Raw genomic sequence first — 25,744 nt, 5'->3', positions numbered from 1 at the left:
CGGGGTCAATCTGCTGCGCTCGCGCTGAAGCATGGAGGACCGGTCGAGCTGGTGAATGAGTTGGCGAAGGGCAGGGTGATGGAGAAGATCCTGAGGAAATTGGAGATCCGACTTCGAGCATGAAATTCCACCGCTCAGTATTCGAGCGCACCACTGCCGAGGATGTGTGGGATGGCATACAGGAGTCCGTCTGGGCGCAAGTGCCGGACGACCTCACAATACCACATCCGGACGAAATGGTGCGCACTGTGCTGCTCATCACTGGCCTGCTTAACCAGGCAGAGAACGGCGGCATCATCCAGTTCATCGACAATTGGGACGGCTGCAATTTTCATGAGACCCGCGAGGCGGCCCAAAGGATCGCGTGCACCGATCTGGTTGACCTTCTTGACCGCGTGGCGAACCTGTATCCTGACCGCCGGGTACCCAAGAACTGGGAGGAACGCCGCGAGTTGTGGGACCGCTTGTGCGAGGAGCGTTACCTGATCGTGGAAGACCGGCACCTGACTGAACCAGAATGGGACGATCTATGGTACGGTATCGATAACGAGTTGTCCGCGTTGATCCCGGATATCAAGCAAAAGACCGTCGCGTATGTCCGGAGCAAGGCAGAATTGGTCGATTGATCAGGTATCACGGGCGATGGAGAAGATCTTGAGGAAGGGATCAGCCTTTCGGCTCCCACAATTCGATCTTGTTCCCCTCTGGATCATACACCCACGCGAAGCGGCCGTACTCCTCATCCTGCCGCTTGGGGTCGATGCGCACACCGGCGGCCTCCAACTTCTTCAGCAGGCCATCGATGTCCTGCACGCGCAGGTTCAGCATGAACTGCTGTGCGTCGCTCCCGAAGTAATCGGTGTCCTTCTTGAAGGGCGAGAACACCGTGGGGCCGGCATCCTGCTGCCAGATCCAGCCGTGCGATTCGTCGTTGATGCCGAAGTGGTCGTTGTACCACTTGGCCAGGGCCTTGTGATCGTTAGCGCGGAAGAAGAGCCCGCCGATGCCGGTGACGTGCTTGGACATGCGATCCTCAATTCGGGGCAAATTAGCGGAACCGGTTGCCCAGCTGGAATTCGCTCGCTGCCTGCATTGCCCGGATCAGGTCAGAAGGGTATCATTGCTCGTGTTCAGCGCATGGCTTGGCTGGACAGACCCCTGAACGCATGAGCGAGAGAACGAATGAGGGCCGTGAACCCTCCCCGGACCGAAAGAAGAGCATCCTGCCCAAGGGGCTGCAATCGACCATGAGCTGGGTGTCGGTTGTCATCCTCACGGGTTTCGGTGTTTACCTGCTGTACAAGCTGCAGCACATCGGAGGAGCTGATGAGCAGTTCTGGCACAACATCGTCAAGGACCAGGTCCCAGCCATGGTCGGTATTCCCATGGCCGGCCTGGCCGCGCTCTTCATGACGCTTGTGCTGCGCGCCGCCAACGGGCCCGTGGAGTTCAATGCACTTGGGATGGAATTCAAAGGGGGTTCGGGGCCGATCGTTTTCTGGATCATCTGCTTCATCACCATCGTTCTATCGATCAAGCTCTTGTGGCATGAGCCGATGTAAGCGGTGCATGTCAGCTCAGGCGGCTGCAACTGATCATTCTTCTGGCCCGGAGCCCCTGGCCTACTGAATACTGCCCGAATACCTCACAGCCTAGGGTCGTCCGCGCGCGAAGAGAATCCGTTGGTGCCGGGAATGTGTTCGGTCCTCTGGATTTGCTCGTGCCAATGAAGGCGCCCTGCGCGCCTAGATAGCAACATGCGTGCGTGCCGGCTCCAGGGCTCTCATGGCCGGTGCCGAAGGAAGAGCGCAGCAACGAGCCATCAGGCCTGACGGAGGGCCTTGTCGCTCAACCATGCTCCATGGCAACTGCCGAGGTTCACACAGACCCTCGCGCCGGGATCGATGCTCAGCCCAGCTTGGCGGTGAGCGTGATGGGCACCGCCCTCAGCACCTGGCTGATGGGGCAGTTGGTCTTGGCGTCCTCGGTGCATGCATCGAATGTCGCTTGGTCGATGCCGGGAACCTTCGCATCGAGGTGCAGGTCGATGCCCACGATGCCATTGCCGCCGGGCACGGGGCCCATGCGCACCTCTGCCGTGCAGCGCAGTTCTTCAGGCGTGAAGCCGTGGTTGCCGAGCACGAAGCTCAGCTTCATGGTGAAGCAGCTGGCATGCGCTGCGGCAATGAGCTCCTCCGGGTTCGTGCCGGCCTTGCCGTCCTCGCTCACGAAGCGCGTGTGGAACGAGTGCGGGGTGTTGTTCAATACGCCGCTCAGGGTGGTGACCTGGCCGGAACCTTCTTTTCCGGAACCGCTCCAGGTGGCGGTGGCTTTGCGATTGACGGGCATTTGAGTTCGTGTTGTGTTTATGAGCGCGTGAAAGTAGAGGTGCTCCCCCCACTGCGAGACACCTTCCCAAGTTCAACTGTTCGCTTTCATCCGCAGCACCGGCACCCGGTCCTCATTGGTCCTGATCGCTCTGACCCGGCTTCACCTCAAGGCTTCACAAGCAGAAGCAATGCAGGTGGTCAGCACCAACGGATCCGGTTTCTCATTGAATGAGGAAAGGACCTGCCGCGCGCAAGGGGTGGATCGGACATTCCGGTCCGGAACCGGCATTGACCATGAAAGCACCGAAGAAGGGACCCTTGCGGATCCCTTCCTCGCGACTGCCGTCCGGTCGTCAGTTCATCTCGTACACTGCCTTGAAGGTGGCGGCGAAGTCCTTCATGTCCGTGGGCGTGGTGTTGCTCGCGCTGCGCTGCACAGGCTCCATCACATGGCCCTCGTTCAGGCACTGCACGAACTCGATCAAGCGCCTGGCGACGTTGGGGCCGGCGCCCATCTGCTGCACCATGGCCTGCTCGGCCTGATCGTACGGGAACTGCACGTAGCTGAGGTCGGGCTTGCCGATGGCCGAACCAAGGATGCCAGCGGCTTCGTTGTAGGACATGTCGCGGGGCCCGAGCACGTACTCCACGCTCTTGCCGCTGAAGTCCAGCGCCAGCAAATGCGCGAGCGCCTTGGCACCGATGTCGCGCGTGGCCACCATGGGGATCTTCAGGTCGGCTTTCACCGGAGAGCCCATGATGCCCGCTTGCTTGATCATGCCGGCCTGCCCCAAGGTGTTCTCCATGAAGTAGGTGGCACGCAGGTGCAGCACGTCCAGCCCGGGGATCGCATTCATGGCCTGCTCCATCCGGTAAAGGCCGTTCACCACGCCATTGCCCTCGGGCAGGTGGGCGCCCATTGCCGGTAGCTCCGGTGATCAGGTAGGTGCTCATGGTGCGTCGGGTCCGTTGTTCGGGTTCGTTCTGTGGTGCGGGAAGATCCCCGCCCTTACTTCTTCAGGAGCTTGAAGGCATGGCTCCACTGGTTGCGCGCGAAGCCGGGGATGCACCAGAGGATGCACAGCGGCTCGATGGCCCGCGCCCCTTCCACGCCTCCCATGTCCTCGCTCTCCCAACCGAACTGGTCGAGGATCGCGGTCACTTCCTTCTTCGCGTTGGCATCGTTGCCGCAGATGAACATCGTAGGCCTCACCCCTCCGAAGTCCGGGTTCACCATGAAGGCGTTGCCCACACTGTTGAAGGCCTTCACGAAGTTGGCCTGGGGACTGGCCTTCTGCAGCTGCTCCATCAGGCTCTCCTCGAGCGTGGTGAAGTAGTGCAGCACACCATTGGCCGGAGGCGCATCCGCGATGGGGTTCGTTGCATCGATCACCGTCTTGCCCGCGAGATCAGCGCTGTCGCACAGGCGGATCGCCGCTACGGCCGCTGTGCCCTTCGTGGCCAGCACGATGATGTCCGCCCACTTCGCCACTTCCTTGTGGCTGCCCGCCTTGCCGCCGGGGTTCTTGTCCAGCCAGTCCGCCGCCTTGCCGGCGTCGCGCGTGGCGATCATCACCTGATGGCCGTGCTTCATGAATCCGCTGGCGAGCACCTGGCCCACCATGCCTGTACCGAGTATCCCGACTTTCTTGCTCATGTCCGTGTTGTGTTTTTGTTGTATTTACAACCGTTGAAGGCCAAGGTCAGGCCTGTTGGTCCAGCATAGCGCTTGCGCGCACGAGTTCCTGCGCCAGCGCCGCGCCCTTCTCCTTGCCGAGCAGCTTGGAATAGCGCGCGTACATCTTGCCCCAGGCGGTCTTGATCCGCTGCTCGGCGCCGATGGCCTCCGGGGTGGGATACACCAGCATCGACTTGCCCTCGCTGGAGCGCGAGACCATGCCCCGGTCCTCCAGCTTATCCAGCATCCGCGTGATGGTGCTGGGGGTCAGCTGCATCTCCTTGGCGATGTCGCCGGCACGGATGCCCGGTCGATTCACCACGGTCATCACGATGAATCCCTGGGTGGGTGAGATGTCCGCTTCGGCGAACTCCTCGTCCGCGATGCGCGAGATGCTGCGCGCCATGGCATTCGCTGCATGGTAGAGGCAGTTGCAATAGGGGCTCTTCGTCTCGCTCACGGGGCAAACATAATGCATATAGTTGTATTTGCAACTATAGACCATGCTTGCGTCATCGATGATGCGCCTCACCGACCCAACTTGGCACGGGGCCATCCATCGGGGCACCAGGCAAGCAGCCGTCACGGACGAAGGCGGGCGCAAGTACTCACCAAGCAATGGAGCGCATAGCGCGATGCGCTTACCTCTTATTCGCTCCTGCCCTCGCCATGTCCTCATCCACCAGCGCCGCCTGGCACGACTGTGACCGCAGTCGCTTCGCCTTCATTGCCTTGGGGCCCGTGATGTCGCGCCAGTACCGCTGCTCGAGGCCGCCGGTTTCCAAGAACCCCGCTTCATCCATGAGGAGGTTGCCGCGCGCGGATCCGAAGCGGTCCCCGGTCCTGCGGTGCGGATCAGATCCATGAACGGCAGCTTCGTTCAGGCGCCGCGAGCAACCTTTGCGCGCATATGAGCAGCAGTTCCAGCGGAGGTCCGGCGATCAGGATCAGCTTGCATGATTCGATCCACCTGATCCACCGCGAGGATTGGGAGATGGTGGCCAAGGAGGCAGGTCCCTACCTGCAGTACGATTACCTGTGCGCCTTGGAGGATGCCATGGCCGGCAGCATGGAATTCCGCTACGCGATCCACTATTGCGAGCAGAACCTGCCGATGGGGATCGTCTATTTCCAGTTGGTCGACCTGGTGGATCATGGCAGCAGTTATCGCGAAGCGTTGGGCCGCTTAGGCAAGGCGCTTGGCAGCCGCACGCTGAAGGAGATGCGGCTGCGCACATTGGTGAACGGCAATGTGTTCCATTGCGGCGACCATGGTTCCTGGTTCCGGCACGGCGTGGATGCGGCATACCGCTTCAAGGCGGTTGAAGACACCTTGTGGAAGCTCGGCACCGCCGACTACTTCCATCCGAAGGTGTCAGCGCTGCTGCTGAAGGACATGCCCGCACCGCGCACCGAAGGCGCCGAGAGCCTCACCGATCGCGGCTACCACGCCATGGCCATGGATGTGAGCATGGTGCTCGAGGTGGATCCCGAGTGGCAGGACCTATCGGGCTACGCACTGGCCTTGAACTCGAAATCGCGCACGCGCTTGAATGCGGTGATGGCACGCTCATCCGCGCTTCGGATCCGTGACTTGCCAGCGCACGGCATCCTGGCATCCGACGATGACCTCCAGCGACTCTTCAATAATGTGCTCGATCGTTCGCCCTTCTCCTTCGGCCGCCTGAACATGCAGGTGTATGCGGCATGGAAGGAACAGCTCGGCGAACGGTTGTTGTTCCGTGGCTTCTTCCTCAACGACGAGCTCGTGGGCTTCAGCTCGGCCTGTGTCGTGGGCGGCACCCTCGATGTGCAGTACGTGGGCATCGACTACACGCGCAACGAGGAGCACGCGATCTACCAGCGCATGCTCGTGGACCTGCTCGACTTCGCCTTGCGCAACAGGATTCAGCGCATCAACTACGGCCGCACCGCCGAGCAGGCCAAGAGCAACCTGGGCGCTCTGCCTCATGGCACGCGCATTTACGTGAAGCATCGAAACGCCATCGCGAACAAGCTGATCGGTCCCTTCCTCCGTTCAGTGGAGCCCGGAGCGTTCGAGCTGCGATCGCCGTTCAAGAAGGTCTTGGCCTGAATGGACTCCCTGACGCAGATCGTCCTGGGCGCCGCAGTGGGCGAACTGGTGCTCGGGAGGAAGGTCGGCAACAAGGCGATCCTCTGGGGCGCCATCGCAGGCACGATCCCTGACCTCGATGTGCTCACCCGACCGTTCGTGGATGGCCTGCGAGCGAACGAACTGCATCGCGGCGTAACGCATTCGATCCTGTTCAGCGCGGTGATGGCGCCGCTGTTGGGCTGGTGGCTCAAGCGGCACAGAAGCTCCTTGCTCGCCCTCTTCGCAGCGCTGGTGGCCGCGGTCTTTCTCTTAAGCGGCTTGCCGACCGCTGCGAAGCTGATCGCAGGAGCGGTCGCGGCGGCCATCATCGCGCTCATCCTTTGGCGCTCCCGCGGAACCGACGAAGCCACAAGCCGGGAATGGTCGTGGCTGTTCTGGTGGTGCTTGGTCACGCATCCGCTGCTCGACTGCCACACGAACTGGGGCACGCAGCTGCTCTGGCCGCTGCCGGTGAAGGTCGCCTTCAACAACATCTTCGTGGTGGACCCCTTCTACACGGTGCCTTTCCTCATCTGCGTAGCAGCAACCATGTTCTATCAGCGCACAAGCCGACGACGCCGGTGGATCAATGGTTTCGGGCTCATGCTCAGTTCGAGCTACATGGCGCTCACGCTGATCGTCAAACTGATCGTGCACACGGGCGTCTCGCGGTCGCTGGATCAGCAGGCGGTCCCCTACACAGCGATCAGCACCCTGCCCACACCCTTCAACGCCGTGCTATGGACCGCCACCGTGGAGACGAGTGATGCCTTCCTGATCGGTTACCGCTCGTTATTGGACGAGAATACCGACTTCGATTTCATTCGCGTCCCGAAGAACCGGCAACTGCTAGGCCCTTGGGCTGAGCACCGAAACGTGCAACGGCTCGCTCACCTCACCCATGGACGATACGTGGTTCGATCGGAAAACGGCACGCTCGTGCTGAGCGATATCCGGTTCGGGCAGACCGGATCGCCCTCTCCGGAAACGCCCTTCGTCATGCGATACCGATTGATCCCCGATGGCGATGACCTGCGGGTTGAAGCCGTACCTCCGCCAGTGCTGGATAAGGCGGAGTTCAATGCCGCGATCGCCGGACTGTGGACGCGGCTGAAGGGCGTGTGACTCCCGAGCCGGTGAAAGGGCGCGAGTGTGCGGGAGCACCCGGCACCGCCCCCACGCAAGCTGCCCTCCGCTTAGCTGAACTGCGCAACCACCATGAACATGACCGCTAGCGTCACGGCCCAGTAGCCGAAGTTCACCATGATGTACTTCAGCGACTTGCGCTCGAACAGCGCATTGGTGACGATGATGGGCAGGACCACGATGATGGAGAGGATCACGCTGTGCGCGAGGCCATGGGTCCAGCTGCTGTAGCGAGCCACATAACCGTCCACGTGCCCCTTCAGCTCCGCACCGAATGCCGTAGTGGCGTCGATGCCCATGCCGTGCTCCATCACCGGACGAAAGAAGGCGTCGAACATGGTGCCATGGTCCGCGAAGACCTTATACGCCAGGCCGAAGAGGAAAGCCATCACGAAGCTCACGCCGAAGATCACCGGCATGTTGCCCCCCTTCACCTTCTCATCGGACATGTCAGCTGCCTTCATCCAGACATTGCCGAAAACCTTCGGGTTGTACCAGATGAATCCGATGAGCATCGGCACCAAGGCCGCAACGAGTTGAACGAGCCAGTTGATCTGCATGCGTAGTTAGGTGCCGGTATGCCGCCAAAGCTATCAAGCCCGCCCATCCTTCAATCCCAATGCTGCGCGGCATGCACGAATGCCCGCAGGCCGAAGCCGAGCAGCGCGATGCCGATGACCGCGTTCACGCGTTTCAGTGTGCCGGGCGATAGGGCCGGTTTCAAGCGCGGTGCGAGCAACGCTTTGGCCAGATCGGTGATGAAGATGCCGGCGAGCGCCCCAGCCAGGAAGAAGGACGTCCCATTGCCAGCTGTGAACCTCCCTGCGGCATGCATCACCAGTCCCAGCCAAACGGCGAAGACGAACGGGTTCAGGAAATTGACCACGAAGCCGCTGACGAACAACGCGAGGTGGCCCACCCGGCGCTGACTCGCGTCCGCATTGGGCATGAGTTGCGGAGCGATCAGGCAACGAATGCCCAGGCCGGCAAGCAGCGCACCTGCGGCTATCGCCAACCATGGTCCCACGATCCATTGCTGAAGCACGCGCGCCACGCCGGAGAGGCAGATCAGCACGATCAGCAGATCCGAACAGATGATGCCCATAGCGACCAGCACGCCGCCGCGCACGCCCTGCTCCAAGCCGGCCTTCAGCAGGGTGAAGAAGACCGGGCCGATGAGGATCACGGTGGCAAGGCCGAAGCCGAGTCCTTCGAGAAAGGGCATGGCGGAAAAGTAGGTTGGCCGTGTCGTGCACAGAGCGCAGGAGGCGGGGACGTTCTGGTCCGACCGGATCGCGGCCGAAAGAGGGTCGTAGCTTTGGCTTCGCACAGCCACCAGGCCCATGAGCAAGACCCTGTCAAAGCCAACCGTGAATGTCGACCTGAACGGTCACAGCAAGAACGGCTCGGCGAAGAAGGAGGAGCGCCTCCCCGTGATGAAGACGTACAAGATCTTCATCGGAGGCAAGTTCCCGCGCACCGAGAGCGGGCGCTACTATCAGCCGAAGGGCACGGACGGGAAGCCCTTGGCCAACGTGTGCCGCAGCAGCCGCAAGGATGTGCGCGATGCGGTGATCGCCGCACGTGGTGCCTTGGGCGGTTGGTCCGGTCGCAGCGCGTTCAACCGCGGGCAGATCCTCTACCGCATCGGTGAGATGCTGGAAGGGCGAAGCGTGCAGTTCGTTCACGAGTTGATGCTGCACGGCGCCACGCGAAAGCAGGCGGAGGCCGAGGTGGCCGCCGCGATCGATCTATGGATCCACTATGCTGGTTGGTGCGACAAGTACCAGGCGGTCTTCAGCAGCGTGAACCCCACCAACAGCAGCCACTTCAACTTCAGCGTGCATGAACCCACCGGCGTGGTGGGCATCATGGCGGGTGGCAGCAATGGCCTGTTGGAGCTCGTGGGCCTGATCGCGCCTGCCATTGCTGGCGGCAACACCTGCGTGGCAGTAGCCAGCGAGAAGCACCCACTGACGGCCGTGACTTTCACTGAAGTGCTCGCCACCAGCGATCTGCCCGGCGGCGTGGTGAACCTGATGACGGGCTTCCGCAGCGAACTGTTGAAGCCGCTTGTCGCGCACATGGATGTGAACGCGGTGGTGGTCGCTGATGCTTCGAAGGAAGAACGCGTGATGCTCGAGACAGAAGCCACGTGCAACTTGAAGCGCGTCGTGTACCCGAAGCTTGGTGATGCGGGACATGCGCCTTACGCCATCCTCGACACACTGGAAGTGAAGACCACCTGGCACCCGATCGAAAGGGGGCAGGGAGGCGGTGGGGGCTATTGAGCTCGAGAGAGGGCACATCGATAACTCCGGCTCTGTGATCCGGTGTTGGCCCTGTGCCGGAACAAGGCGTGCTGGAGCACCTGATTGAGGCCTGATCAGGCAAGCCCTTCCGCCTACATTTGCGAACCGCCGGACTTTAGAAGTGTTCTAAATAGCCGTGTCCGGCCCCAATCACATGCTGCAAATCGAACAGCTCCACGCCCGCATCGAGGGCAAGGACATCCTCAAGGGCTTGAACCTCAATGTGAAAGCAGGCGAGGTCCACGCCATCATGGGCCCCAACGGCAGCGGCAAGAGCACCCTGGCCAATGTGCTGGCGGGCCGCGAAGAGTATGAAGTGACGGAAGGCTCCGTGACCTACCTCGGCGAGGACCTGTTGGAACTGGCCCCGGAGGAGCGCGCTTGGAAGGGCATCTTCCTCGCCTTCCAATACCCGGTGGAGATACCCGGCGTGAGCAACATGAACTTCCTGCGCACGGCCATGAACGAGACCCGCAAGGCGAATGGCTTGGAGGAGCTCGGCGGCAAGGACTTCCTCGCCCTCGTCCGCGAACGCGCCAAGCTCGTTGAGATGGACGCCGACCTGATGAACCGCAACCTCAACGTGGGCTTCAGCGGCGGAGAGAAGAAGCGCAACGAGATCTTTCAGATGGCGATGCTGCAGCCCAAGCTCGGCATCCTCGATGAGACCGACAGCGGCCTTGACATCGACGCGCTGCGCATCGTGGCCGGCGGCGTGAACAAGTTGCGCTCGACCGACAACGCCTTCATCGTGGTGACGCACTACCAGCGCCTGCTGGACTACATCGTGCCCGACGTGGTGCACGTGATGGCCGATGGCCGCATCATCAAGAGCGGTCCGAAGGAGCTGGCGCTGGAACTGGAGGCGAAGGGCTACGATTGGGTGAAGGAGCACGCGTGATCGATCAGAAGATCAGAGAATCAGACGATCAGATGATCACTGCTACATCCACAGACCCTAAGGCCGCCGTGCTTCCGCTGCTCGAAGGCTCCACCTGGCCGGGTGCCGCCGAAGCGCTCGCCCTGGCGCAGGCCTTGCCCATCCCCACGAGCAAGACCGAAGCATGGAAGTACACCCGCGTGGCCAAGCTGTTCAACCAGCCATACGCCGCGTCGAAGGGTGATGCGAACGTGTCACTGCCCGCTCGCCTTCCATTCGATGTCACCCGTGTGATCTTCGTGAACGGGCATTTCCGCGCCGACCTCAGCGATGACATGAAGGTTCAAAAAGGCGTCGTCGTCGACAGCCTGAAGCACCACCTCTCGCACGGCCCCGTGAAGGAGCACTACGGCACGCTGGCACCCACGGGTGATCGCCTTTTCACGGCCATGAACACCGCCGCGCCCACCGACGGCCTGATCCTGCTGGTGACCAAGGGCGTGAAGGTGGAAAAGCCGATCCACGTTCTGCATGTCACCACGGGGGAGCGCCAGCTGGTGCAGCCCCGCGATCTGTTCATGCTGCACGGAGGCGCCGAGGCCGAAGTGATCATCGAGCACATCGCCCTAGACACGCCCGAGGCCTTCGTCAACAGCGTGCGCGAATGTGTGGTGGGCGAAGGCGCGCGCCTCACGATCCACAGGCTGCAGCACGAGGTGAACGGTCCGGCGAACATCAGTTTCGAGGGTGTGCGCGTCGCATCGAAAGGCCACTTCAGCCTGAGCACCACGACACTCGATGGCGCACTGGTCCGCAATGACGTGAACGTGTCGCTGGCAGGTCCCGAGGCGCATGCTGAACTGAACGGCGTGTACCTGCTGAACGGCACCACGCACTGCGACAACCACACCTACATCGGTCACGATGTGCCGGACTGCACCAGCGATGAGCTCTACAAGGGCATCGTGGCCGGCAAGGGCACCAGCGTGTTCAACGGCAAGGTGTACGTGAAGCAGGATGCCCAGCGCACGCGTGCCTACCAGAGCAACGCCAACATCCTTCTGGGCGATGATTCCAAGGTGTACACCAAGCCCGAACTGGAGATCTACGCCGACGACGTGAAGTGCAGCCACGGGTGCACCATCGGTCGCCTGGACGAGAAGGGGCTGTTCTACCTGCGTTCACGTGGCGTAGGCGAGGCCGAGGCCCGCAAGCTGATGGCCCATGCCTTCATCACCGAGGTGGTGGAGCGTGTGCAGAACGAGGAGTGGAAGGCGGTGTTGACGGCGTTGATAGACAACAAACTCGCGAAGCTGTGAGCACCAAGGCGGCACCGGTCACCAACGCGTTCAACGTGGAGGAGATCCGTGCGCAGTTCCCGATCCTGAAGGAACTGGTGCATGGCAAGCCGCTGGTGTACTTCGACAACGCCGCGACCAGCCAGAAGCCGCGCCGCGTGATCAAGGCCGAGAGCGCCTACTACGCCACGATCAACGCCAACGTGCACCGCGGCGTGCACACGCTGAGCACCAAGGCCACCGAAGCGCAGGAGGCCGCGCGCGAGACCATTCGCAAGCATATCAACGCCAAGCATGCGCACGAGGTGATCTTCACCAGTGGCACCACGGCAAGCCTGAACCTGGTGGCGTTCAGCCTAGGGCAACTCCTGCTGAAGAAGGGCGACGAGGTGCTGATCAGCGGGATGGAGCATCACGCGAACATCGTCCCTTGGCAGCTGGCGTGCGAGCGGCATGGCGCGAAGCTGAAGGTGATACCGGTGACCGACTCAGGCGAGCTGGCGTTGGAGTCATCTGATCATCTGATCGACCAATTATCTGATCGCACCCGCGTTCTCGCGATCTCGCATGTGAGCAACACGCTTGGCACGATCAACCCGGTGAAGGAGCTGATCGCAGAGGCGAAAAAGCACGGCATCATCACCGTGGTGGACGGGGCGCAAGCCATTGCACACTTGAACGTCGACGTGCAGGACCTCGGCTGCGACCTCTATGCCTTCAGCGGGCACAAGGCCTACGGACCGACCGGCACAGGGGTGCTGTACGGACGCGAAGAACTGCTGGAGCGCATGCCCCCCTGGCAGGGCGGTGGTGAGATGATCGACGTGGTCACCTTCGAGAAGACCACCTACGCCAAGCTGCCTTTCAAGTTCGAGGCGGGCACGCCGCACATCGCCGGCATCATCGGCTTGGGCGAGGCCTTCCGCTGGATGGAAGATTACGATAAGGCCGCGATGGCGAAGCACGAACACGCCCTGCTCAAACACGCGACCAAGGAGCTGCTCACTATCGATGGCCTGCGCATCATCGGCACGGCGAAGGAGAAAGTGGGCGTGATCAGCTTCGTGATCGACGGTGTGCACCACTACGACCTCGGCACCCTGCTCGATCAACAAGGCATCGCCGTACGCACGGGCCACCACTGCACCCAGCCGCTGATGGAGCGCTTCGACGTGAGCGGCACGACGCGGGCGAGTTTCGCGTGCTTCAATACGGTGGAGGAGGTGGAGGTGATGGTGTCGGCGACCAAAAAGGCAGTCAAGATGCTGAGATGAACATTGCGCTTGGCATATCTACTCTTCTCTTGATCGCCGGCTGCAGTTCCGTGCGCAAGCCTTCGCCATGTGCGACGGCATCTTACCCGACAAAGGATTTGAAATCGGAAAGAGGAAGACCTGCCTTCAGTCAAGCAGACCCCATTGGAATTCGCTTCATCACCTCCAAAGCGACCTATCCTTCATCCTTGACTGACACAACAATGTGTCACAATTGGCTGCTTACTGCACCCCAGCTGCAAGAGTTGATTTACAAGCTTGATCCGTCTCGGGGAGGATTGGCACCACTTGTTCGAACATCTACCCTGTCGATCATTGGCGAGATTGATCAGAATGGAGCCCCGTATTGCTTTGCTGCTAATGGTGGCTCATGGGTTTCGATCAGTTCTTCTGACACCACGCTGTATTTCGGTGATTTGCAAGGGCGTTTTCGGGAGCGCTTCATCCGAACCGCTTGGAATCCGGAACAGGAAAAATGAGCCAGACCCTCGCCCAGATCCAACAAGAGCTCATCGACGAGTTCGCCATATTCTCTGACTGGCAGGACCGTTACGAGCACCTGATCGAGCTGGGCAAGGACCTGCCGCTGATCGCGCCGGAGCACAAGACCGATGACAACCTGGTGCGAGGCTGCCAGAGCCGTGTGTGGTTGCATGCCGCTTCGCAGAACGGCCACATCCACTTCACCGCCGACAGCGACGCCATGATCACCAAGGGCATCGTGGCCCTGCTGGTGCGCGTGTTCAACGACCGCACACCACAGGAGATCCTAGGTGCCTCCACCGAGTTCATCGACAAGATCGGGCTGCGTGCGCATCTGAGCCCCAACCGCGCGAACGGGCTCAGCGCGATGATCGATCAGATGAAAAGGTACGCGGTGGCGTTCTCCGCAAACACCAAGCAAGCATGAGGCGGGAGCTTGGCACTTCGAACAGTCCTACCAAGGTTCTATGGTCCAAGGTCTATGGTCTTTGGCCATGCCATCCATCCGGAGCATGGCCAAAGACCTTGAACCAAAGACCTTGGACCGGCATCTCCTTCTAGTCATGACCCCCGAGGAAAAGAAACACCTGGAAGACCGCGTGATCGACATGCTGCGGACGATCTACGACCCTGAGATCCCCGTGGACGTGTACGAGCTGGGCTTGATCTACGAAGTGAACATCGGGGATGACGCACATGTAGGGATCAAGATGACCTTGACGAGTCCATCATGCCCTGTGGCGGAGAGCATGCCGAACGAGGTGGAGCAGAAGGTGGCCAGCGTGCAGGGGGTGAAGAGCGCCAAGGTGGAGATCACCTTCGAGCCGCCATGGGACCGCACGATGATGAGCGAGGCGGCGCAGCTGGAGCTGGGGTTCATGTAAGGTGGCCGCAGAGGCGCAAAGACGCAGAGGGGACATGTCAGATCAACCCATCATAAACAAGGTCGCTTCGAGCGGGATCATCACCCTCGACTTGGAGGAGTTGTATCCGCAAGGCGAGCGCGTGGTCTTCGACCTGAAGCCGTTGCTTTGGCAGGAGATCGCGTTGAAGGAGGACGACCTGCGCGCCTTCTGCAAGGAGCACGACTGGTCGCAGTATGCCGGCAAGCTGATGAGCGTGCATTGCAGCGCCTATGCCATCGTGCCCACCTGGGCCTTCATGCTCGTGGCCACGCACCTGCAACCGCACGCCGCCTTCGTCACGCATGGAGATGCGGACCAGTTGGAACGCGCCGTGTTCACCCGATTCGTGCAGCACCTGGATGTGGAGCCCTACCGCAATGCCCGGGTGGTGGTGAAAGGATGCAGCAAATTGCCAGTGCCGCTGAACGCCTACGTGGAGCTGAGCGCGAAGCTGCTGCCCGTGGTGAAGAGCCTGATGTTCGGGGAGCCGTGCAGCACCGTGCCGCTGTACAAGGCGCCAAAGGGCTGAGCGTACTTTCGGCGCGATGCGCTGGCTGGTCCTCTTGTTGTCGGTTCTCGGTCATCAGTGGGCGTTGGCGCAACCCGACACCGTGAACGTGCCGCACAGCACGAACGGCTGGTACCTCACCGCGCACGGCACGATCCGCGTGCTCGTGATCTTCTGCGAGCTCGACTACGACCTCACGCCATCGCGCGACCCGCAAGCCAACGGCGCCGATCACTGGCCGAAGGGCCGATTGCCGCTCTGGGCCGATGAGCTCTTCGATCCGCATCCGGCCGAGGCCTACTTCGGTCGCATCACGCGCTACTACCACGACATGAGCCTGGGCCGCTACACCATGCTCGGCGACTATATCGATACGGTGTTCACCATCCGCGAGAGCGAGCACCCCACGCTGGGCAACGTGCACAGCATCGGCTCACTCGCGGTGAAGGAAGCCAACAAGATGGGCGCGCTGCGCACGAAGCATGGCCTGGGCATCGCCGACTTCGACCGTTGGAAACGCGGCGGCCAGCCCGGAAAACCCAAGCGCGCCGGCCCCGATAGCCCGCACAGCTACGACCACGTGATGGTGATCACGCGGAATAGCGGCCTCACGCACAACCAGGGCAGCGTGGATCCGGGCAGCCCCGGCAAGCTCTTCGGCCACGAGAGCGATTCGCAGAGCCGATTCGGCGGCATGTACGGCATGCCCTTCGAGATCCTGCAGCACGAGTACAACCACATGCTCTTCGGCGGCAACAACTTCCACAGCGGCGGCGGCAACGCGAACATCTTCACCCGCTATTTCCTCTGCATGCAGGGCGGATGGAGCATGATGGGCGGGTCGAACAGCGCGCTGCTCACCGGCAACGCGTGGGATCGGCGGCGCCTGGGCTGGACCGCGCCCGATAGCCCCTACCCCATCGCCGCGCGCGATGCGAAAGGACGCACCGTGAACGCCGACCTCGACCCGCTCATGGGCGATACCGGCACCTTCATCCTGCGCGATTTCATGAGCACCGGCGATGCCCTGCGCGTGAAGCTGCCCCACCTCAGCAGCACGGAATACCCGCAATTCCTCTGGCTGGAGAACCACCAGACCGCCACGCGCAACGGCAAGCTGAGCGACGCCTTCCATTACGAGCACGTGGATCCGTGCGTGAAGGGCGCCGTCCCGGGGATCTACGCCTTCGTGCAGGTGGATCGCGAGAAGATGAGCGGCACCGACATCTTCGGCGGGCAATCGGACTACTTCCGCGCGGTACCGGCGAGCGGGTTCCACGACTACCTGCTGCGCGGCGACACCATCCGTTACGAATGCCTCTGGCCCGGACCAACGGCACCGCTCGTGCAGCGCAAGTCGCACAGCAACGCGCTCACTGGCGGCAGCGAATTGGAGATCGTGCTCTTCGACACCGGCCAGGACGAACTCAAGGGGATCCCGCCCCGCATCATCGTTGACAACGGCTCGTTCCAGGATGCCTCGCTCTTCTTCGGCAATGCGCGGCAGGCCTTCGTGCCGGGCATCCATGCGGGGATCGGCCTCGGCACCAATCCGCCCATGGCCAACATGCTCACATGGACCAACACGCAGGGAAGGCCCTTGCACAAGAGCGCAGGACCCGACAATCGCACCGTCCACCTCACCGACATCGCGATCGACCTGTTGGAGCAGCGCAGCGATGGCAGCATTGCCGTGCGCGTGGCGCGCAATCGCGTGCGCATCGCCGGCGAAGCGCGATTCTGCGCCGACAGCATCGTGCTGCACCGGCCCCAGGACCGCGAGCTGCCCGCCTTGCATGCCGAACGCGGCGCCACCATCCGCATCGACAGGAGCCTCACGCCCACGCGCGCCGACAAGCCGGAACGCACGGGCGGCAAGCGCTGGTGGAGCAAGGCTACGCGCTTCGCGCTCATCGATGGCGCACGCATGCGGTTCGATGAGCAGTCCACGCTCTCCCTCGAGAACGGCAGCGTGCTTCACGTGCTCGCCGGCAGCTCGATCGACTTGCACAAGAAGGCGCGGATCAAGCTTGACCCCGACTCCCGGATCGTGCTGCACGGTGATGCGCAGGTGCGCGGCACGCGAAAGCAGCTGCGCAAGCTCGATCGCACGGGCCGCTTGTTACGCCAACCATGAAGAACGGCACCTGGACACGCGGTGCGCTGCTTTTGGTGGCCGTGGTCTTTGCGTTCTCGGCCTTGCGCTACAGGATCATCGGAACCGACGGACAGGCCTGGCGCAATGCGATCAACGGCGATGGGCATGGTTACCACGGCTACCTCGTCGGCCTCTTCCAACAGGGGAATCCGGCGAAGGCACCGATCAATCCAGCCTTCCTCACCCCGGCCGGCGAAGGACACGTGATCCAATACACGGCGGGTGCTCCGTTGATGCAAGCCCCGTTCTTCATCGCAGCGCATGCCGTGGCCACCCTTCGCGGCACCGGAGATGACAGGTGCCTCGGCCTCGAGCACCAGATCGGCGCGGTGCTCGCGGCGATCACATGGTCCCTCATCGGTCTCTGGCTGATGGCGCGGATGCTCGCTCGGGACCGCATCGCGGATCGCGTTGCGGCATTCACGGTGCTGGTCATGGGCCTCGGCAGCGGCCTGATCCATTACGCGGTGATCGCGCCCGCCCTGTCGCATGCCTATGGATTCGCCGCCGTGTGTTGGTGCCTGTTCGAGGCGCATCGTGCTTTTCGCGGGGACACGAATGCATGGCCCCGATTGGGACTGGCCTTCGCGCTGGTGGTGCTGGTGAGGCCAACGCTTGGGCTGGTGGCGCTCATGCTGCCGGTCATCGCCCTGGCATCCGACGGCCGCGTGCGGTCCAAGATCAAGCTCAAGTCCGTTGTGCTGGCCGCATTGGCAGGCTTCGGCCTCTTGCTCCTGCAACCCATGCTCTGGGAGCTGCAATGCGGCGCCTGGCTGGTTGATGGTTATGCCGGAGAAGGCTTCAATTGGAATAGCCCGCGTTTCTGGTCGGTGCTGTTCGGCGCGCGCAAGGGGCTCTTCTTCTATTGGCCCGCCTTGCTGCTGATGCTCCCCGCATGCGCATGGGCCTTGTACCGGAAACCGCTCATCGCTGCGCCCGTCGCCCTAGGCTTCACGGCCTTCGCTTTCGTGACCAGCGCCTGGTGGAATTGGTACTACGGACACAGCTTCGGCATGCGCGCATTGCTCGATGCGCTGCCCGTGGCGGGCGTGCTCATCGCCGTGTGGATGAATGCTCTCCCATCAGGAACGCGGAGCGCGATCATGCTGCTCGCCTCTCCGTTGACCGCGATGCAGCTCTTCCACGCTTGGCAATATGAGGCGGGCATCCTCCATCCGTTCAACATGGACAAGGAGAAGTACGCGCTGGTCTTCTTGCGAAGCGATGAGGGCTCACGCAACCGATTCGGCGATGCGAACGTGGCCGAGCTCTACGCGCCGCATGGCATGGATACGCTCGCCGTGACCTTGCTCTCGGCCGATTCCATCAACCATCTGAGCGGTGCTCGGCCTTACACCCCTGCGCTGCGGATCAGCGGCGATCGGCTCCCCGCTGGGCATGAGCTGTTCGCGAACGTTGAAGTGCACCGGAAGGCCGTCGACCACCTGGCCTCCGATTCCGTGCTCCTCGTGTTCACCTATGCCACGGAAGGTCAGCAACGCATGCATGTGACGTTCCCGATGAACGACATCCGCCGCATGGATGACAGGCATTGGCGCCATTGGCGCTACGCCTTCAACATGCCGAAGGCCGAACCCGGAGAAGAAGTCTCGATCTACCTCTGGCAACCGGGTCGTGGCCGCGTGCTCATCCGCGATATGCGCGTGATGGTGCGCGCCGTGCGAGCTCAGTAAGCCCGCACGTTCTTGCCCTCGCGGTAATTGATGAAGGCGCGATTCACCACGCGGTTGCCGCCGGGCGTAGGATAGTTGCCGGTGAAGTACCAATCGCCGTTGTGCTGCGGGCACGCGGCGTGCAGGCCCTCGATGCTCTGATACACCAAGCGCACTTCGGCGTTGATGCCCTCGGGCGTGAGCAGCTCCGAGATCTTGTCGCTGATCTGCTGCGCGGTGAACGGCTTGTAGATGTCCTGCACCACGTTCTGCTGCTCAGCCAGCGGGCGTCCTACCATCGCCAACGCACGGTCGTACACATCGTCGATGATGTTCTCCTGCTTGGTCTCCTGCAGCAGCGCGATGGCGGCGCGGAAGGCCACGAGGTCGCCGAGCTTGGCCATGTCGATGCCGTAGCAATCGGGGTAGCGGATCTGCGGGGCGCTGCTCACCACCACGATGCGCTTGGGGCCGAGGCGGTCGAGCATCTTGAGGATGCTCTGCTTGAGCGTGGTGCCGCGCACGATGCTGTCGTCGATCACCACGAGGCTGTCGATGCCCGGGCGCACGGTGCCGTAAGTGATGTCGTACACATGGGCCACCAGGTCGTCGCGGTCGTTGTCGTTGGTGATGAAGGTGCGGAGCTTGGCATCCTTGATCGCCACCTTCTCCAGCCGCGGGCGCAAAGCGAGGATCGCGTGCAGCGCATTGGCATCAGGCTGCGGGCCCAGTTCCAGGATGCGGCGCTCCTTCAGCGCATTGAGGCGGTCCTCCATCTCCTTCAGCATGCCGTAGCAGGCCACTTCGGCGGTGTTGGGGATGAAGCTGAACACCGTGTTCTCCAGGTCGTGGTCAACGGATTCGAGGATGGCCGGGCAAACGCTGCGGCCCAGGGCGATGCGCTCCTGATACACATCGCGATCGCTGCCCCGGCTGAAGTAGATGCGTTCGAAGCTGCACGCGCGCTTCTCCATCGGCTCGCGCACCAGCTGCTCGGCATAGCTGCCATCCTTCTTGATGATGAGGGCGTGGCCGGGCGTGAGCTCCTGGACCTCTTCGGTGCGCACGTTGAAGGCTGTCTGGATGGCGGGCCGTTCACTGGCCACCACCACCACTTCGTCATCGGCGTACCAGTAAGCTGGGCGGATGCCGCTGGGATCGCGCAGCACGAAGGCATCGCCGTGGCCCATCATGCCGGCCAGCGCATAGCCGCCGTCGAAGTCGATGGCGCTGTTCACCAGGATCTGCCGCACATCGAGCTTCTCGGCGATCACGTGCGTGATCTGTTTCTCGGAGTAGCCGAGCTGCCTGTGGATGGCCGCGATGCGCTCGTTCTCCGCATCGAGGTAGTGGCCGATCTTCTCCAGCACCGTCATGGTATCGGAGCGCTCCTTGGGGTGCTGCCCGATGGAGACGAGCAGGTCGAAGAGCTCATCGACATTGGTCATGTTGAAGTTGCCGGCCACGACCAGGTTGCGCGTCATCCAGTTGTTCAGGCGACGGCGCGGGTGGCAATTCTCCAGGCCCTGGTTCCCGAAGGTGGCATAGCGCAAATGCCCGAGCAGCACCTCACCGGCGAAGGGCATGGTCTGCTTCAGGCGCCCGGCATCGACTGCGGCGGAGGGGTCTTCGGCAAGGGCATCTGCATAGCCCTTGTCCACCTTGGCGAAGAGCCGTTGGATGGCCTGTTTGTCAGTGCTGCGCTCACGGTCGATGTAGTTGAGGCCGGGCGCGGGGTCGATCTTGATGCTGGCGATGCCGGCGCCATCCTGCCCGCGGTTGTGCTGCTTCTCCATGAGGAGATAGAGCCGCTTCAGCCCATAAAGCGCCGAACCGTGCTTGTCCTGGTAGAAACTGAGGGGCTTGCGGAGGCGGATGAGCGCGATCCCGCATTCGTGCTTGATGGCTTCACTCATGGGTGGCCCGCAGCGGGGCGGCCAAAGGTACCCAACCACCTCCTGGCCTGGTTCGTCAATGCAGCTTCCCGGCCAAGCAACTTCAGCGGGGCAAGGGCTGTCTTCCTCCCGTACTTTGGCGCTTAGCGTTCAGGACATTGCGCATTCCGCTCATCATATCGCTGCTGGCCCTTTCGGGCACCGTGCTGGGCGCCTCCCCCAAGGCAACCTTCACGGAGAACAAGGGCCAATGGCCGGAACAGGTGCTTTACCGCGCCTTGATCCCCGGTGGCGCCATGTTCGTGGAGCGCTCGGCGTTCACCTACGTGCTTTACGGTGAAAGTCCGCTGCGGCACCACGGCCATGCGCACGATGGCCACGATCACAGCAGCGAGGGCAAGGCGCACGCGTACCGGGTGCATTTCGAGGGAGGGGCGGCGCGAATGCACTACGGATCAGGAAGCCGATCCCACTATGAGAATTTCTTCATCGGTGCTGACGAGCGTGCATGGGGCACGGGCTGCGCGGTCTTCGAAGAGGTGTATCTGGATGATGTCTGGCCCGGCATCGCTCTCCGCATCAGCGGGAAGGATGGGGTCAAGTACGATTTCATCGTTGCACCAGGAGTTGATCCCAGCGCGATCAAGCTCCGCTACGAAGGACACAACGAGCTCATGATCGATCGAGGCCGGGTGCGCGTGAAGCTATCAACGGGCACGGTGACCGAGGGCGTTCCGGAGACATGGAAGGAGCAACTTTCGAGTGCCGATTGTGACGGGGGTAAATTGAAACTGACCTACGCTGCGCGTGAACCATACCCGTGCGCGTACCGCTTGGAAGGGGACCTGCTCACCTTCGAGGTGGAAGAGCCCAAAGGCGCGCGCCTCACGATCGACCCGCTGCTCACCTTCGGCAGCTATAGCGGCAGCACGGCGGACAATTTCGGTTTCACGGCCACCTACGACAATGATGGCCACCTCTACGGCGCGGGCATCGTGTTCAACACGGGCTATCCGCTCACGCTAGGCGTGCTGCAGGACTTCTTCGCGGGCGGCAACATCGATGTGGGCATCAGCAAGTGGAGCACCGATGGCAGTTCGCTGGAGTGGAGCACATACCTCGGCGGCAACGGCAGCGAGAGCCCGCACAGCCTGGTGGTGAACGATCAGGATGAACTCTATGTACTAGGTGCAACGGGATCAAGCGACTTCCCCACCACTGCCGGGGCATTCGATGCGAGCTTCAACCCAGGCGGCGGCTCGGTCACCTGGACGAACATCCTGGGTGGTTACGGCTTCACGCTGCCCAACGGATCGGATGCGTACATCGCTCACTTCAATGCCGCGGCGATCTCGCTCATCGGGAGCACCTACCTCGGTGGCAGCGGGCACGATGGGATCAACAACTCCACCGCGCTCACGCACAACTACGGCGACAACTTCCGGGGCGAGATCGCGCTGGACGCTGCGGGCAACCCCGTGGTGGCCACCAGCACCCGCAGCACCGATATGCCTACCAGTCCTGGCGCTCCGCAAGGAACCAATGGGGGCGGTCAGGACGCCTACCTCGCACGGCTCAACCCAACGCTCACCACGCTGACCATAGGCACCTACTTCGGCGGCTCGAGCGATGAGAACGGGCTGGGGGTGCAGTTCGACAGTGCCGGCCGCATCTTCTTGTCTGGCGGCACCACTAGCGACAACCTCCCCGTGGCCGGCACGCCCTTCGACAATACCCCCAACGGAGGCGCCGATGGATACGTGGCACGGTACGATCCCGGCGGCGCGATCCTCAGCAGCACCTACCTCGGCACCGCGGCATATGACCAATGCTACTTCGTGCAGCTGAACATCGCCGATGAAGTGTACGTGGTGGGCCAGACGCATGGCGCCTATCCGGTTACGCCGGGCAAGTACGCCAACGCGGGAAGCTCGCAATTCATCCATAAGCTCAACAACGCGCTGAGCGCCTCGCTGTGGAGCACGCGCGTGGGCAATGGCACGATCACGCAGGACCTCAGCCCCACAGCCTTCCTGGTGAGCGATTGCGGCCAGATCTACCTCAGCGGCTGGGCGGGCAGCACCAACGGCAACGCGGGGAATAGCGGCAGCACCACCACGGGATCACCGGTTACGGCCGATGCCTTCCAGAGCACCACCAGCGGAAGCGATGTGTACCTGATGGTGCTGCAGCCCGAAGCCACCGCTTTGGCCTACGCCACATTCTTCGGTGGTGGCAGCTCGGAGCATGTCGATGGCGGAACCTCTCGATTCGACAAGAACGGCACCGTGTACCAAGCCGTGTGCGCGGGCTGCGGCAGCAACGACGATTTCCCCACTACACCGGGCGCGTGGAGCCAGACCAACAACAGCTTCAACTGCAACCTGGGCGTCTTCAAGTTCGACCTCAGCCCAGCGCAGGCCATCATCGGCATCAACGGGCCGAACAGCATCTGCGCGGGCACGGCGGCGCAGTTCACCAACAACAGCATCGGCGGCACGGACTTCCTCTGGGACTTCGGCGATGGCAGCCCGACGAGCACCGCGCAGGCCCCATCGCACACCTATGGCACTGCAGGGGAATACACGGTGACCATGGTGCTCAGCGACAACAGCGGCTGCGCGCCTGGTGATACGGCGATGCTCACCATCACTATTCTCCCGTTGCCAGTGGCGGTGGCCGAACCCGTTGCACCCATTTGCCCAGGAGGCGATGCGCAACTCAATGCAAGCGGCGGCGATACGTACAGCTGGTCGCCGGCGACAGGGCTCAGCAGCACGTCGATCGCGAATCCGGTGGCGAGTCCGGGGATCACCACCAGCTACACCGTAACGGTGAGCAACGCGTGCGGGAGCGACACGGAACAGGTCACTGTAACGGTGATCGTACCCGCCTATACGCTCACGCCAGACACGAACATCTGCCTTGGCGCGAGCATCGTGCTGCAAGCCACGGGCGGTGGATCCTATGCGTGGCAGCCCGATCCCACGCTCAGCGCAACGGGCATCCCGAACCCCACGGCGCTGCCCGATACGGTCACCACGTATCACATCACCATCACCACGCCGCAGGGCTGCATCGTCACGGATTCGGTCACCGTCGGCGTGTATTTCGCGCCCCCTCAGCCGCAGCTGCAGGACACCACGATCTGCTTCGGCACCAGCGCCCAGCTGATCGCAACGCCCGCCGACAGCTACACGTGGGAGCCCGCCAACGGGATCAGCATCCTCGATCTGCAATCGCCGATCGTCTCGCCTACCGTTCCCACGCTCTACATCGTTCACTTGATGAACTCCTGCGGCTCGCTCACGGATAGCGCATTCGTGGACATCATCTATGTCACTGCTGATGCGTGGCCCGATACGCTGGTCTGCCCGGGCTACCCGGTGCCCTTGGGCGCAAGCGGTGGTGTGACCTATGCGTGGACGCCCGCGGCTGGACTGAGCAGCACGAGCATTGCCGATCCCATCGCCCTGCCCGATGCAAGCACGCTCTATCAGGTAGTGGCCTTCGATGCCGTAGGCTGCAGCGATACGGCCTTCGCCTTCGTGGAGCTGCGACCGTGGCCCGAGGTGCAGGCGGGGCCTGACATGCTGATCGAGTACGGCACCGTGGTGCAGCTCACCGCATCGGGCAATGGCGATTGGGTGTGGACCCCCACCACGGGCCTGAACGATCCAAGCAGCACGTCGCCATTCGTTCGGCCGGAAGAGAGCATCACCTATACCGTGACGCTCACCGATAGCGTGGGCTGCACCAAGACCGATCAGCTCACCATCATCGTCTCGGGAAGCCTTTACATCCCCAACACCTTCACGCCCGATGGCGATGGCTTCAACGATTTCTTCTTCGCGCTGGGCAAGGACATCGGGGAGATTGAACTGCTCGTCTTCGACCGCTGGGGCCTGCTCATCTGGAGCACGGACAAGCTCGGCGGCCGTTGGGACGGCACCTATCAGGGCACGCCGTCGCCCATCGACACCTATGTCTGGAAGGTGAAGGCCAAGGAACTCAGCGGCCGCAAGTACGATGCGGTCGGGCACGTGAACCTCCTGCGCTGATCACGTCGTGAACGCTGACCTGGGCAGCGCGAGCCAATCCAGCGCCGCGCCACTGAGCAGCATCTCCTTCGTGGCCCCATCATAGGGCATGCTCTTGATCAGTTCGCCTGGAACCAATTCGCCGAGCGGGAAAGGATAATCCGTGCCCATGGCCACCCGGTTCGCCCCGAAGAGATCGACCGCATGCCTCAGCACTGCGGGGTCATGCACCAGTGCGTCGATCCAGAAGCGGCCGAGATAGGCCCGTGGGTTCACGTTGTTGTCCACGGCGCAGAGGTCGGGGCGCATGAGGAAGCCGTGCTCGATGCGGCCGAGCGTGGCAGGGAAGGATCCGCCACCGTGCGCGAAGGCCACGCGCAGCTTCGGCAGTTTCTCGAAGAGCCCGCTGAAGATCATGCTCACGATGGCAGTAGTGGTCTCTACGGGCATGCCCACGAGCCAGGGCATCCAATACTTGTCCATGCGGTCGGCACCCATCATGTCCCATGGATGCACGAACACCGCCATGCCCAGTTCCTCGCACGCTTGGAACACCTGCAGCAGGCGCGGCTCACCTAGGTTCATGCCGTTGATATGCGTGCCAATCTGGATGCCCGCCAGGCCGATGCGCTTGCAGCGCTCGAGCTCCTGCACGGCTAGCTCGGGATCCTGCATGGGCACGGTGCCCAAGCCCACGAAGCGCATCGGCCATTGCTGCACGATGCCTGCGATGTGGTCGTTGAGGAACATCGACAGGTCGAGCGTGTCGTGCGGTTTGGCCCAGTAGCTGAACATCACCGGCACGGTGCTCAGCACCTGCACCTGCACTCGGCTCGCATCGCATTCGGTGATCCGCACGGAAGGGTCCCAGCAATTGGCCTGAACCTCGCGGAAGAACTTGTCATCCATCATCATGCGGGCGCAGCCCGGCTTGTGATGATCGAGGTGGATGAAGCCCCGATATCCGTAGCGCGCCCCGAAGTCCGGGATGTCCTCCGGAAGGATGTGCGTGTGGATGTCGATGGAGAAGAGCTCGGCCATGCGTGCG

24 protein-coding genes are annotated in these 25,744 nt (G+C 62.3%); 15 read left to right on the top strand and 9 right to left on the bottom strand.

Features of this window, described 5'->3' with window-relative positions; genetic code table 11:
- The first annotated feature begins 119 nt into the window (after nt 1–119).
- Nucleotides 120–626 (top strand): DUF4375 domain-containing protein, encoded by a 507-nt coding sequence (locus tag IPK70_15765; protein MBK8228618.1) that lies wholly within the window; start codon nt 120–122, stop codon nt 624–626.
- 40 nt (nt 627–666) lie between these two features.
- On the opposite strand, the gene IPK70_15760 is transcribed toward IPK70_15765, so the two are convergent.
- Nucleotides 667–1,026: a VOC family protein gene (locus tag IPK70_15760; GenBank protein ID MBK8228617.1), complete on the bottom strand. Its 360-nt coding sequence runs from the start codon at nt 1,024–1,026 to the stop codon at nt 667–669.
- Nucleotides 1,027–1,220: 194 nt separating this feature from the next.
- Here IPK70_15760 and IPK70_15755 point away from each other — a divergent pair, with 194 nt between their 5' ends.
- On the top strand, nt 1,221–1,562 hold the full coding sequence (locus IPK70_15755; GenBank protein ID MBK8228616.1) for a hypothetical protein: 342 nt from the start codon (nt 1,221–1,223) through the stop codon (nt 1,560–1,562).
- A gap of 346 nt (nt 1,563–1,908) precedes the next feature.
- Here IPK70_15755 and IPK70_15750 read toward each other — a convergent pair whose 3' ends face one another.
- The 4 genes from IPK70_15750 to IPK70_15735 form a co-directional block, all read right to left on the bottom strand.
- Nucleotides 1,909–2,349: an OsmC family protein gene (locus IPK70_15750; GenBank protein ID MBK8228615.1), complete on the bottom strand. Its 441-nt coding sequence runs from the start codon at nt 2,347–2,349 to the stop codon at nt 1,909–1,911.
- Between the two features lie 334 nt (nt 2,350–2,683).
- Nucleotides 2,684–3,250 (bottom strand): hypothetical protein, encoded by a 567-nt coding sequence (locus tag IPK70_15745; protein ID MBK8228614.1) that lies wholly within the window; start codon nt 3,248–3,250, stop codon nt 2,684–2,686.
- 89 nt (nt 3,251–3,339) lie between these two features.
- On the bottom strand, nt 3,340–3,987 hold the full coding sequence (locus tag IPK70_15740) for an NAD(P)-binding domain-containing protein (GenBank protein ID MBK8228613.1): 648 nt from the start codon (nt 3,985–3,987) through the stop codon (nt 3,340–3,342).
- A gap of 46 nt (nt 3,988–4,033) precedes the next feature.
- Nucleotides 4,034–4,468, bottom strand: a complete 435-nt coding sequence (locus tag IPK70_15735; GenBank protein ID MBK8228612.1) for a MarR family transcriptional regulator — start codon at nt 4,466–4,468, stop codon at nt 4,034–4,036.
- A 450-nt stretch (nt 4,469–4,918) separates the two neighbouring features.
- On the opposite strand from IPK70_15735, the gene IPK70_15730 reads away from it, so the two are divergent.
- Both IPK70_15730 and IPK70_15725 read left to right on the top strand, forming a co-directional pair.
- The gene (locus IPK70_15730; GenBank protein ID MBK8228611.1) at nt 4,919–6,103 is read left to right on the top strand and encodes a hypothetical protein; all 1,185 of its coding nucleotides are present in this window, start codon (nt 4,919–4,921) and stop codon (nt 6,101–6,103) included.
- Nucleotides 6,104–7,249: a metal-dependent hydrolase gene (locus IPK70_15725; GenBank protein ID MBK8228610.1), complete on the top strand. Its 1,146-nt coding sequence runs from the start codon at nt 6,104–6,106 to the stop codon at nt 7,247–7,249.
- A 71-nt stretch (nt 7,250–7,320) separates the two neighbouring features.
- Here the strand turns inward: IPK70_15725 and IPK70_15720 are convergent, their stop codons facing one another.
- Nucleotides 7,321–7,830 carry a DUF1761 domain-containing protein gene (locus IPK70_15720; GenBank protein MBK8228609.1) on the bottom strand — a complete coding sequence of 170 codons (510 nt, stop codon included), beginning with the start codon at nt 7,828–7,830 and terminating at the stop codon, nt 7,321–7,323.
- A gap of 50 nt (nt 7,831–7,880) precedes the next feature.
- Nucleotides 7,881–8,495: a LysE family transporter gene (locus IPK70_15715; protein ID MBK8228608.1), complete on the bottom strand. Its 615-nt coding sequence runs from the start codon at nt 8,493–8,495 to the stop codon at nt 7,881–7,883.
- A 118-nt stretch (nt 8,496–8,613) separates the two neighbouring features.
- On the opposite strand from IPK70_15715, the gene IPK70_15710 reads away from it, so the two are divergent.
- The 10 genes from IPK70_15710 to IPK70_15665 all read left to right on the top strand — a co-directional run bounded on the left by IPK70_15710 (nt 8,614) and on the right by IPK70_15665 (nt 18,782).
- Entirely contained in the window at nt 8,614–9,561 is a 948-nt protein-coding gene (locus tag IPK70_15710; protein MBK8228607.1) for an aldehyde dehydrogenase family protein, read from the top strand.
- A gap of 175 nt (nt 9,562–9,736) precedes the next feature.
- On the top strand, nt 9,737–10,483 hold the full coding sequence (gene sufC / locus IPK70_15705; GenBank protein MBK8228606.1) for a Fe-S cluster assembly ATPase SufC: 747 nt from the start codon (nt 9,737–9,739) through the stop codon (nt 10,481–10,483).
- Between the two features lie 32 nt (nt 10,484–10,515).
- The gene (sufD, locus tag IPK70_15700; protein MBK8228605.1) at nt 10,516–11,781 is read left to right on the top strand and encodes a Fe-S cluster assembly protein SufD; all 1,266 of its coding nucleotides are present in this window, start codon (nt 10,516–10,518) and stop codon (nt 11,779–11,781) included.
- On the top strand, nt 11,778–13,034 hold the full coding sequence (locus IPK70_15695; protein ID MBK8228604.1) for a cysteine desulfurase: 1,257 nt from the start codon (nt 11,778–11,780) through the stop codon (nt 13,032–13,034). The genes sufD and IPK70_15695 overlap by 4 nt, the downstream gene beginning before the upstream one ends.
- Nucleotides 13,031–13,513 (top strand): hypothetical protein, encoded by a 483-nt coding sequence (locus IPK70_15690; protein ID MBK8228603.1) that lies wholly within the window; start codon nt 13,031–13,033, stop codon nt 13,511–13,513. The genes IPK70_15695 and IPK70_15690 overlap by 4 nt, the downstream gene beginning before the upstream one ends.
- On the top strand, nt 13,510–13,944 hold the full coding sequence (locus IPK70_15685; protein MBK8228602.1) for a SufE family protein: 435 nt from the start codon (nt 13,510–13,512) through the stop codon (nt 13,942–13,944). Before IPK70_15690 ends, IPK70_15685 begins: the two co-directional genes overlap by 4 nt.
- A gap of 136 nt (nt 13,945–14,080) precedes the next feature.
- Nucleotides 14,081–14,401, top strand: a complete 321-nt coding sequence (locus IPK70_15680) for an SUF system Fe-S cluster assembly protein (GenBank protein MBK8228601.1) — start codon at nt 14,081–14,083, stop codon at nt 14,399–14,401.
- A 34-nt stretch (nt 14,402–14,435) separates the two neighbouring features.
- Complete coding sequence (locus IPK70_15675) at nt 14,436–14,951, top strand: DUF2480 family protein (GenBank protein ID MBK8228600.1); 516 nt, start codon at nt 14,436–14,438, stop codon at nt 14,949–14,951.
- A 16-nt stretch (nt 14,952–14,967) separates the two neighbouring features.
- Nucleotides 14,968–17,067, top strand: coding sequence for a hypothetical protein (locus IPK70_15670; GenBank protein MBK8228599.1), 2,100 nt, complete (start codon nt 14,968–14,970; stop codon nt 17,065–17,067).
- Nucleotides 17,064–18,782, top strand: a complete 1,719-nt coding sequence (locus IPK70_15665; protein MBK8228598.1) for a hypothetical protein — start codon at nt 17,064–17,066, stop codon at nt 18,780–18,782. Before IPK70_15670 ends, IPK70_15665 begins: the two co-directional genes overlap by 4 nt.
- Here the strand turns inward: IPK70_15665 and IPK70_15660 are convergent.
- Nucleotides 18,776–20,677 carry a class II glutamine amidotransferase gene (locus IPK70_15660; protein MBK8228597.1) on the bottom strand — a complete coding sequence of 634 codons (1,902 nt, stop codon included), beginning with the start codon at nt 20,675–20,677 and terminating at the stop codon, nt 18,776–18,778. The two genes, IPK70_15665 and IPK70_15660, sit on opposite strands and share 7 nt — an antisense overlap.
- 137 nt (nt 20,678–20,814) lie before the next feature.
- Here IPK70_15660 and IPK70_15655 point away from each other — a divergent pair, with 137 nt between their 5' ends.
- A complete protein-coding gene (locus IPK70_15655; GenBank protein MBK8228596.1) occupies nt 20,815–24,717 on the top strand; it encodes a gliding motility-associated C-terminal domain-containing protein in 3,903 nt (1,300 codons plus the stop codon).
- Here the strand turns inward: IPK70_15655 and IPK70_15650 are convergent, their stop codons facing one another.
- Nucleotides 24,718–25,737: an amidohydrolase gene (locus IPK70_15650; GenBank protein ID MBK8228595.1), complete on the bottom strand. Its 1,020-nt coding sequence runs from the start codon at nt 25,735–25,737 to the stop codon at nt 24,718–24,720.
- Between the last annotated feature and the right edge of the window lie 7 nt (nt 25,738–25,744).

The sequence above is a fragment of the Flavobacteriales bacterium genome (genome assembly GCA_016712535.1).
Taxonomy (GTDB): Bacteria; Bacteroidota; Bacteroidia; order Flavobacteriales_F; family PHOS-HE28; genus PHOS-HE28.
This window is presented reverse-complemented; position numbering and strand designations above follow the sequence as displayed.

What these genes read in the sequence shown, in the direction of transcription:
- IPK70_15730 (MBK8228611.1), top strand. Translation starts at nt 4,919, where the DNA reads ATGAGCAGCAGTTCCAGCGGAGGTCCGGCGATCAGGATCAGCTTGCAT.
- sufC (MBK8228606.1), top strand. Translation starts at nt 9,737, where the DNA reads ATGCTGCAAATCGAACAGCTCCACGCCCGCATCGAGGGCAAGGACATC.
- IPK70_15690 (MBK8228603.1), top strand. Translation starts at nt 13,031, where the DNA reads ATGAACATTGCGCTTGGCATATCTACTCTTCTCTTGATCGCCGGCTGC.
- IPK70_15745 (MBK8228614.1), bottom strand. Translation starts at nt 3,250, where the DNA reads ATGGGCGCCCACCTGCCCGAGGGCAATGGCGTGGTGAACGGCCTTTAC.
- sufD (MBK8228605.1), top strand. Translation starts at nt 10,516, where the DNA reads ATGATCACTGCTACATCCACAGACCCTAAGGCCGCCGTGCTTCCGCTG.
- IPK70_15665 (MBK8228598.1), top strand. Translation starts at nt 17,064, where the DNA reads ATGAAGAACGGCACCTGGACACGCGGTGCGCTGCTTTTGGTGGCCGTG.
- IPK70_15685 (MBK8228602.1), top strand. Translation starts at nt 13,510, where the DNA reads ATGAGCCAGACCCTCGCCCAGATCCAACAAGAGCTCATCGACGAGTTC.
- IPK70_15680 (MBK8228601.1), top strand. Translation starts at nt 14,081, where the DNA reads ATGACCCCCGAGGAAAAGAAACACCTGGAAGACCGCGTGATCGACATG.
- IPK70_15675 (MBK8228600.1), top strand. Translation starts at nt 14,436, where the DNA reads ATGTCAGATCAACCCATCATAAACAAGGTCGCTTCGAGCGGGATCATC.
- IPK70_15715 (MBK8228608.1), bottom strand. Translation starts at nt 8,495, where the DNA reads ATGCCCTTTCTCGAAGGACTCGGCTTCGGCCTTGCCACCGTGATCCTC.
- IPK70_15670 (MBK8228599.1), top strand. Translation starts at nt 14,968, where the DNA reads ATGCGCTGGCTGGTCCTCTTGTTGTCGGTTCTCGGTCATCAGTGGGCG.
- IPK70_15750 (MBK8228615.1), bottom strand. Translation starts at nt 2,349, where the DNA reads ATGCCCGTCAATCGCAAAGCCACCGCCACCTGGAGCGGTTCCGGAAAA.
- IPK70_15740 (MBK8228613.1), bottom strand. Translation starts at nt 3,987, where the DNA reads ATGAGCAAGAAAGTCGGGATACTCGGTACAGGCATGGTGGGCCAGGTG.
- IPK70_15660 (MBK8228597.1), bottom strand. Translation starts at nt 20,677, where the DNA reads ATGAGTGAAGCCATCAAGCACGAATGCGGGATCGCGCTCATCCGCCTC.
- IPK70_15710 (MBK8228607.1), top strand. Translation starts at nt 8,614, where the DNA reads ATGAGCAAGACCCTGTCAAAGCCAACCGTGAATGTCGACCTGAACGGT.
- IPK70_15760 (MBK8228617.1), bottom strand. Translation starts at nt 1,026, where the DNA reads ATGTCCAAGCACGTCACCGGCATCGGCGGGCTCTTCTTCCGCGCTAAC.
- IPK70_15650 (MBK8228595.1), bottom strand. Translation starts at nt 25,737, where the DNA reads ATGGCCGAGCTCTTCTCCATCGACATCCACACGCACATCCTTCCGGAG.
- IPK70_15725 (MBK8228610.1), top strand. Translation starts at nt 6,104, where the DNA reads ATGGACTCCCTGACGCAGATCGTCCTGGGCGCCGCAGTGGGCGAACTG.
- IPK70_15720 (MBK8228609.1), bottom strand. Translation starts at nt 7,830, where the DNA reads ATGCAGATCAACTGGCTCGTTCAACTCGTTGCGGCCTTGGTGCCGATG.
- IPK70_15765 (MBK8228618.1), top strand. Translation starts at nt 120, where the DNA reads ATGAAATTCCACCGCTCAGTATTCGAGCGCACCACTGCCGAGGATGTG.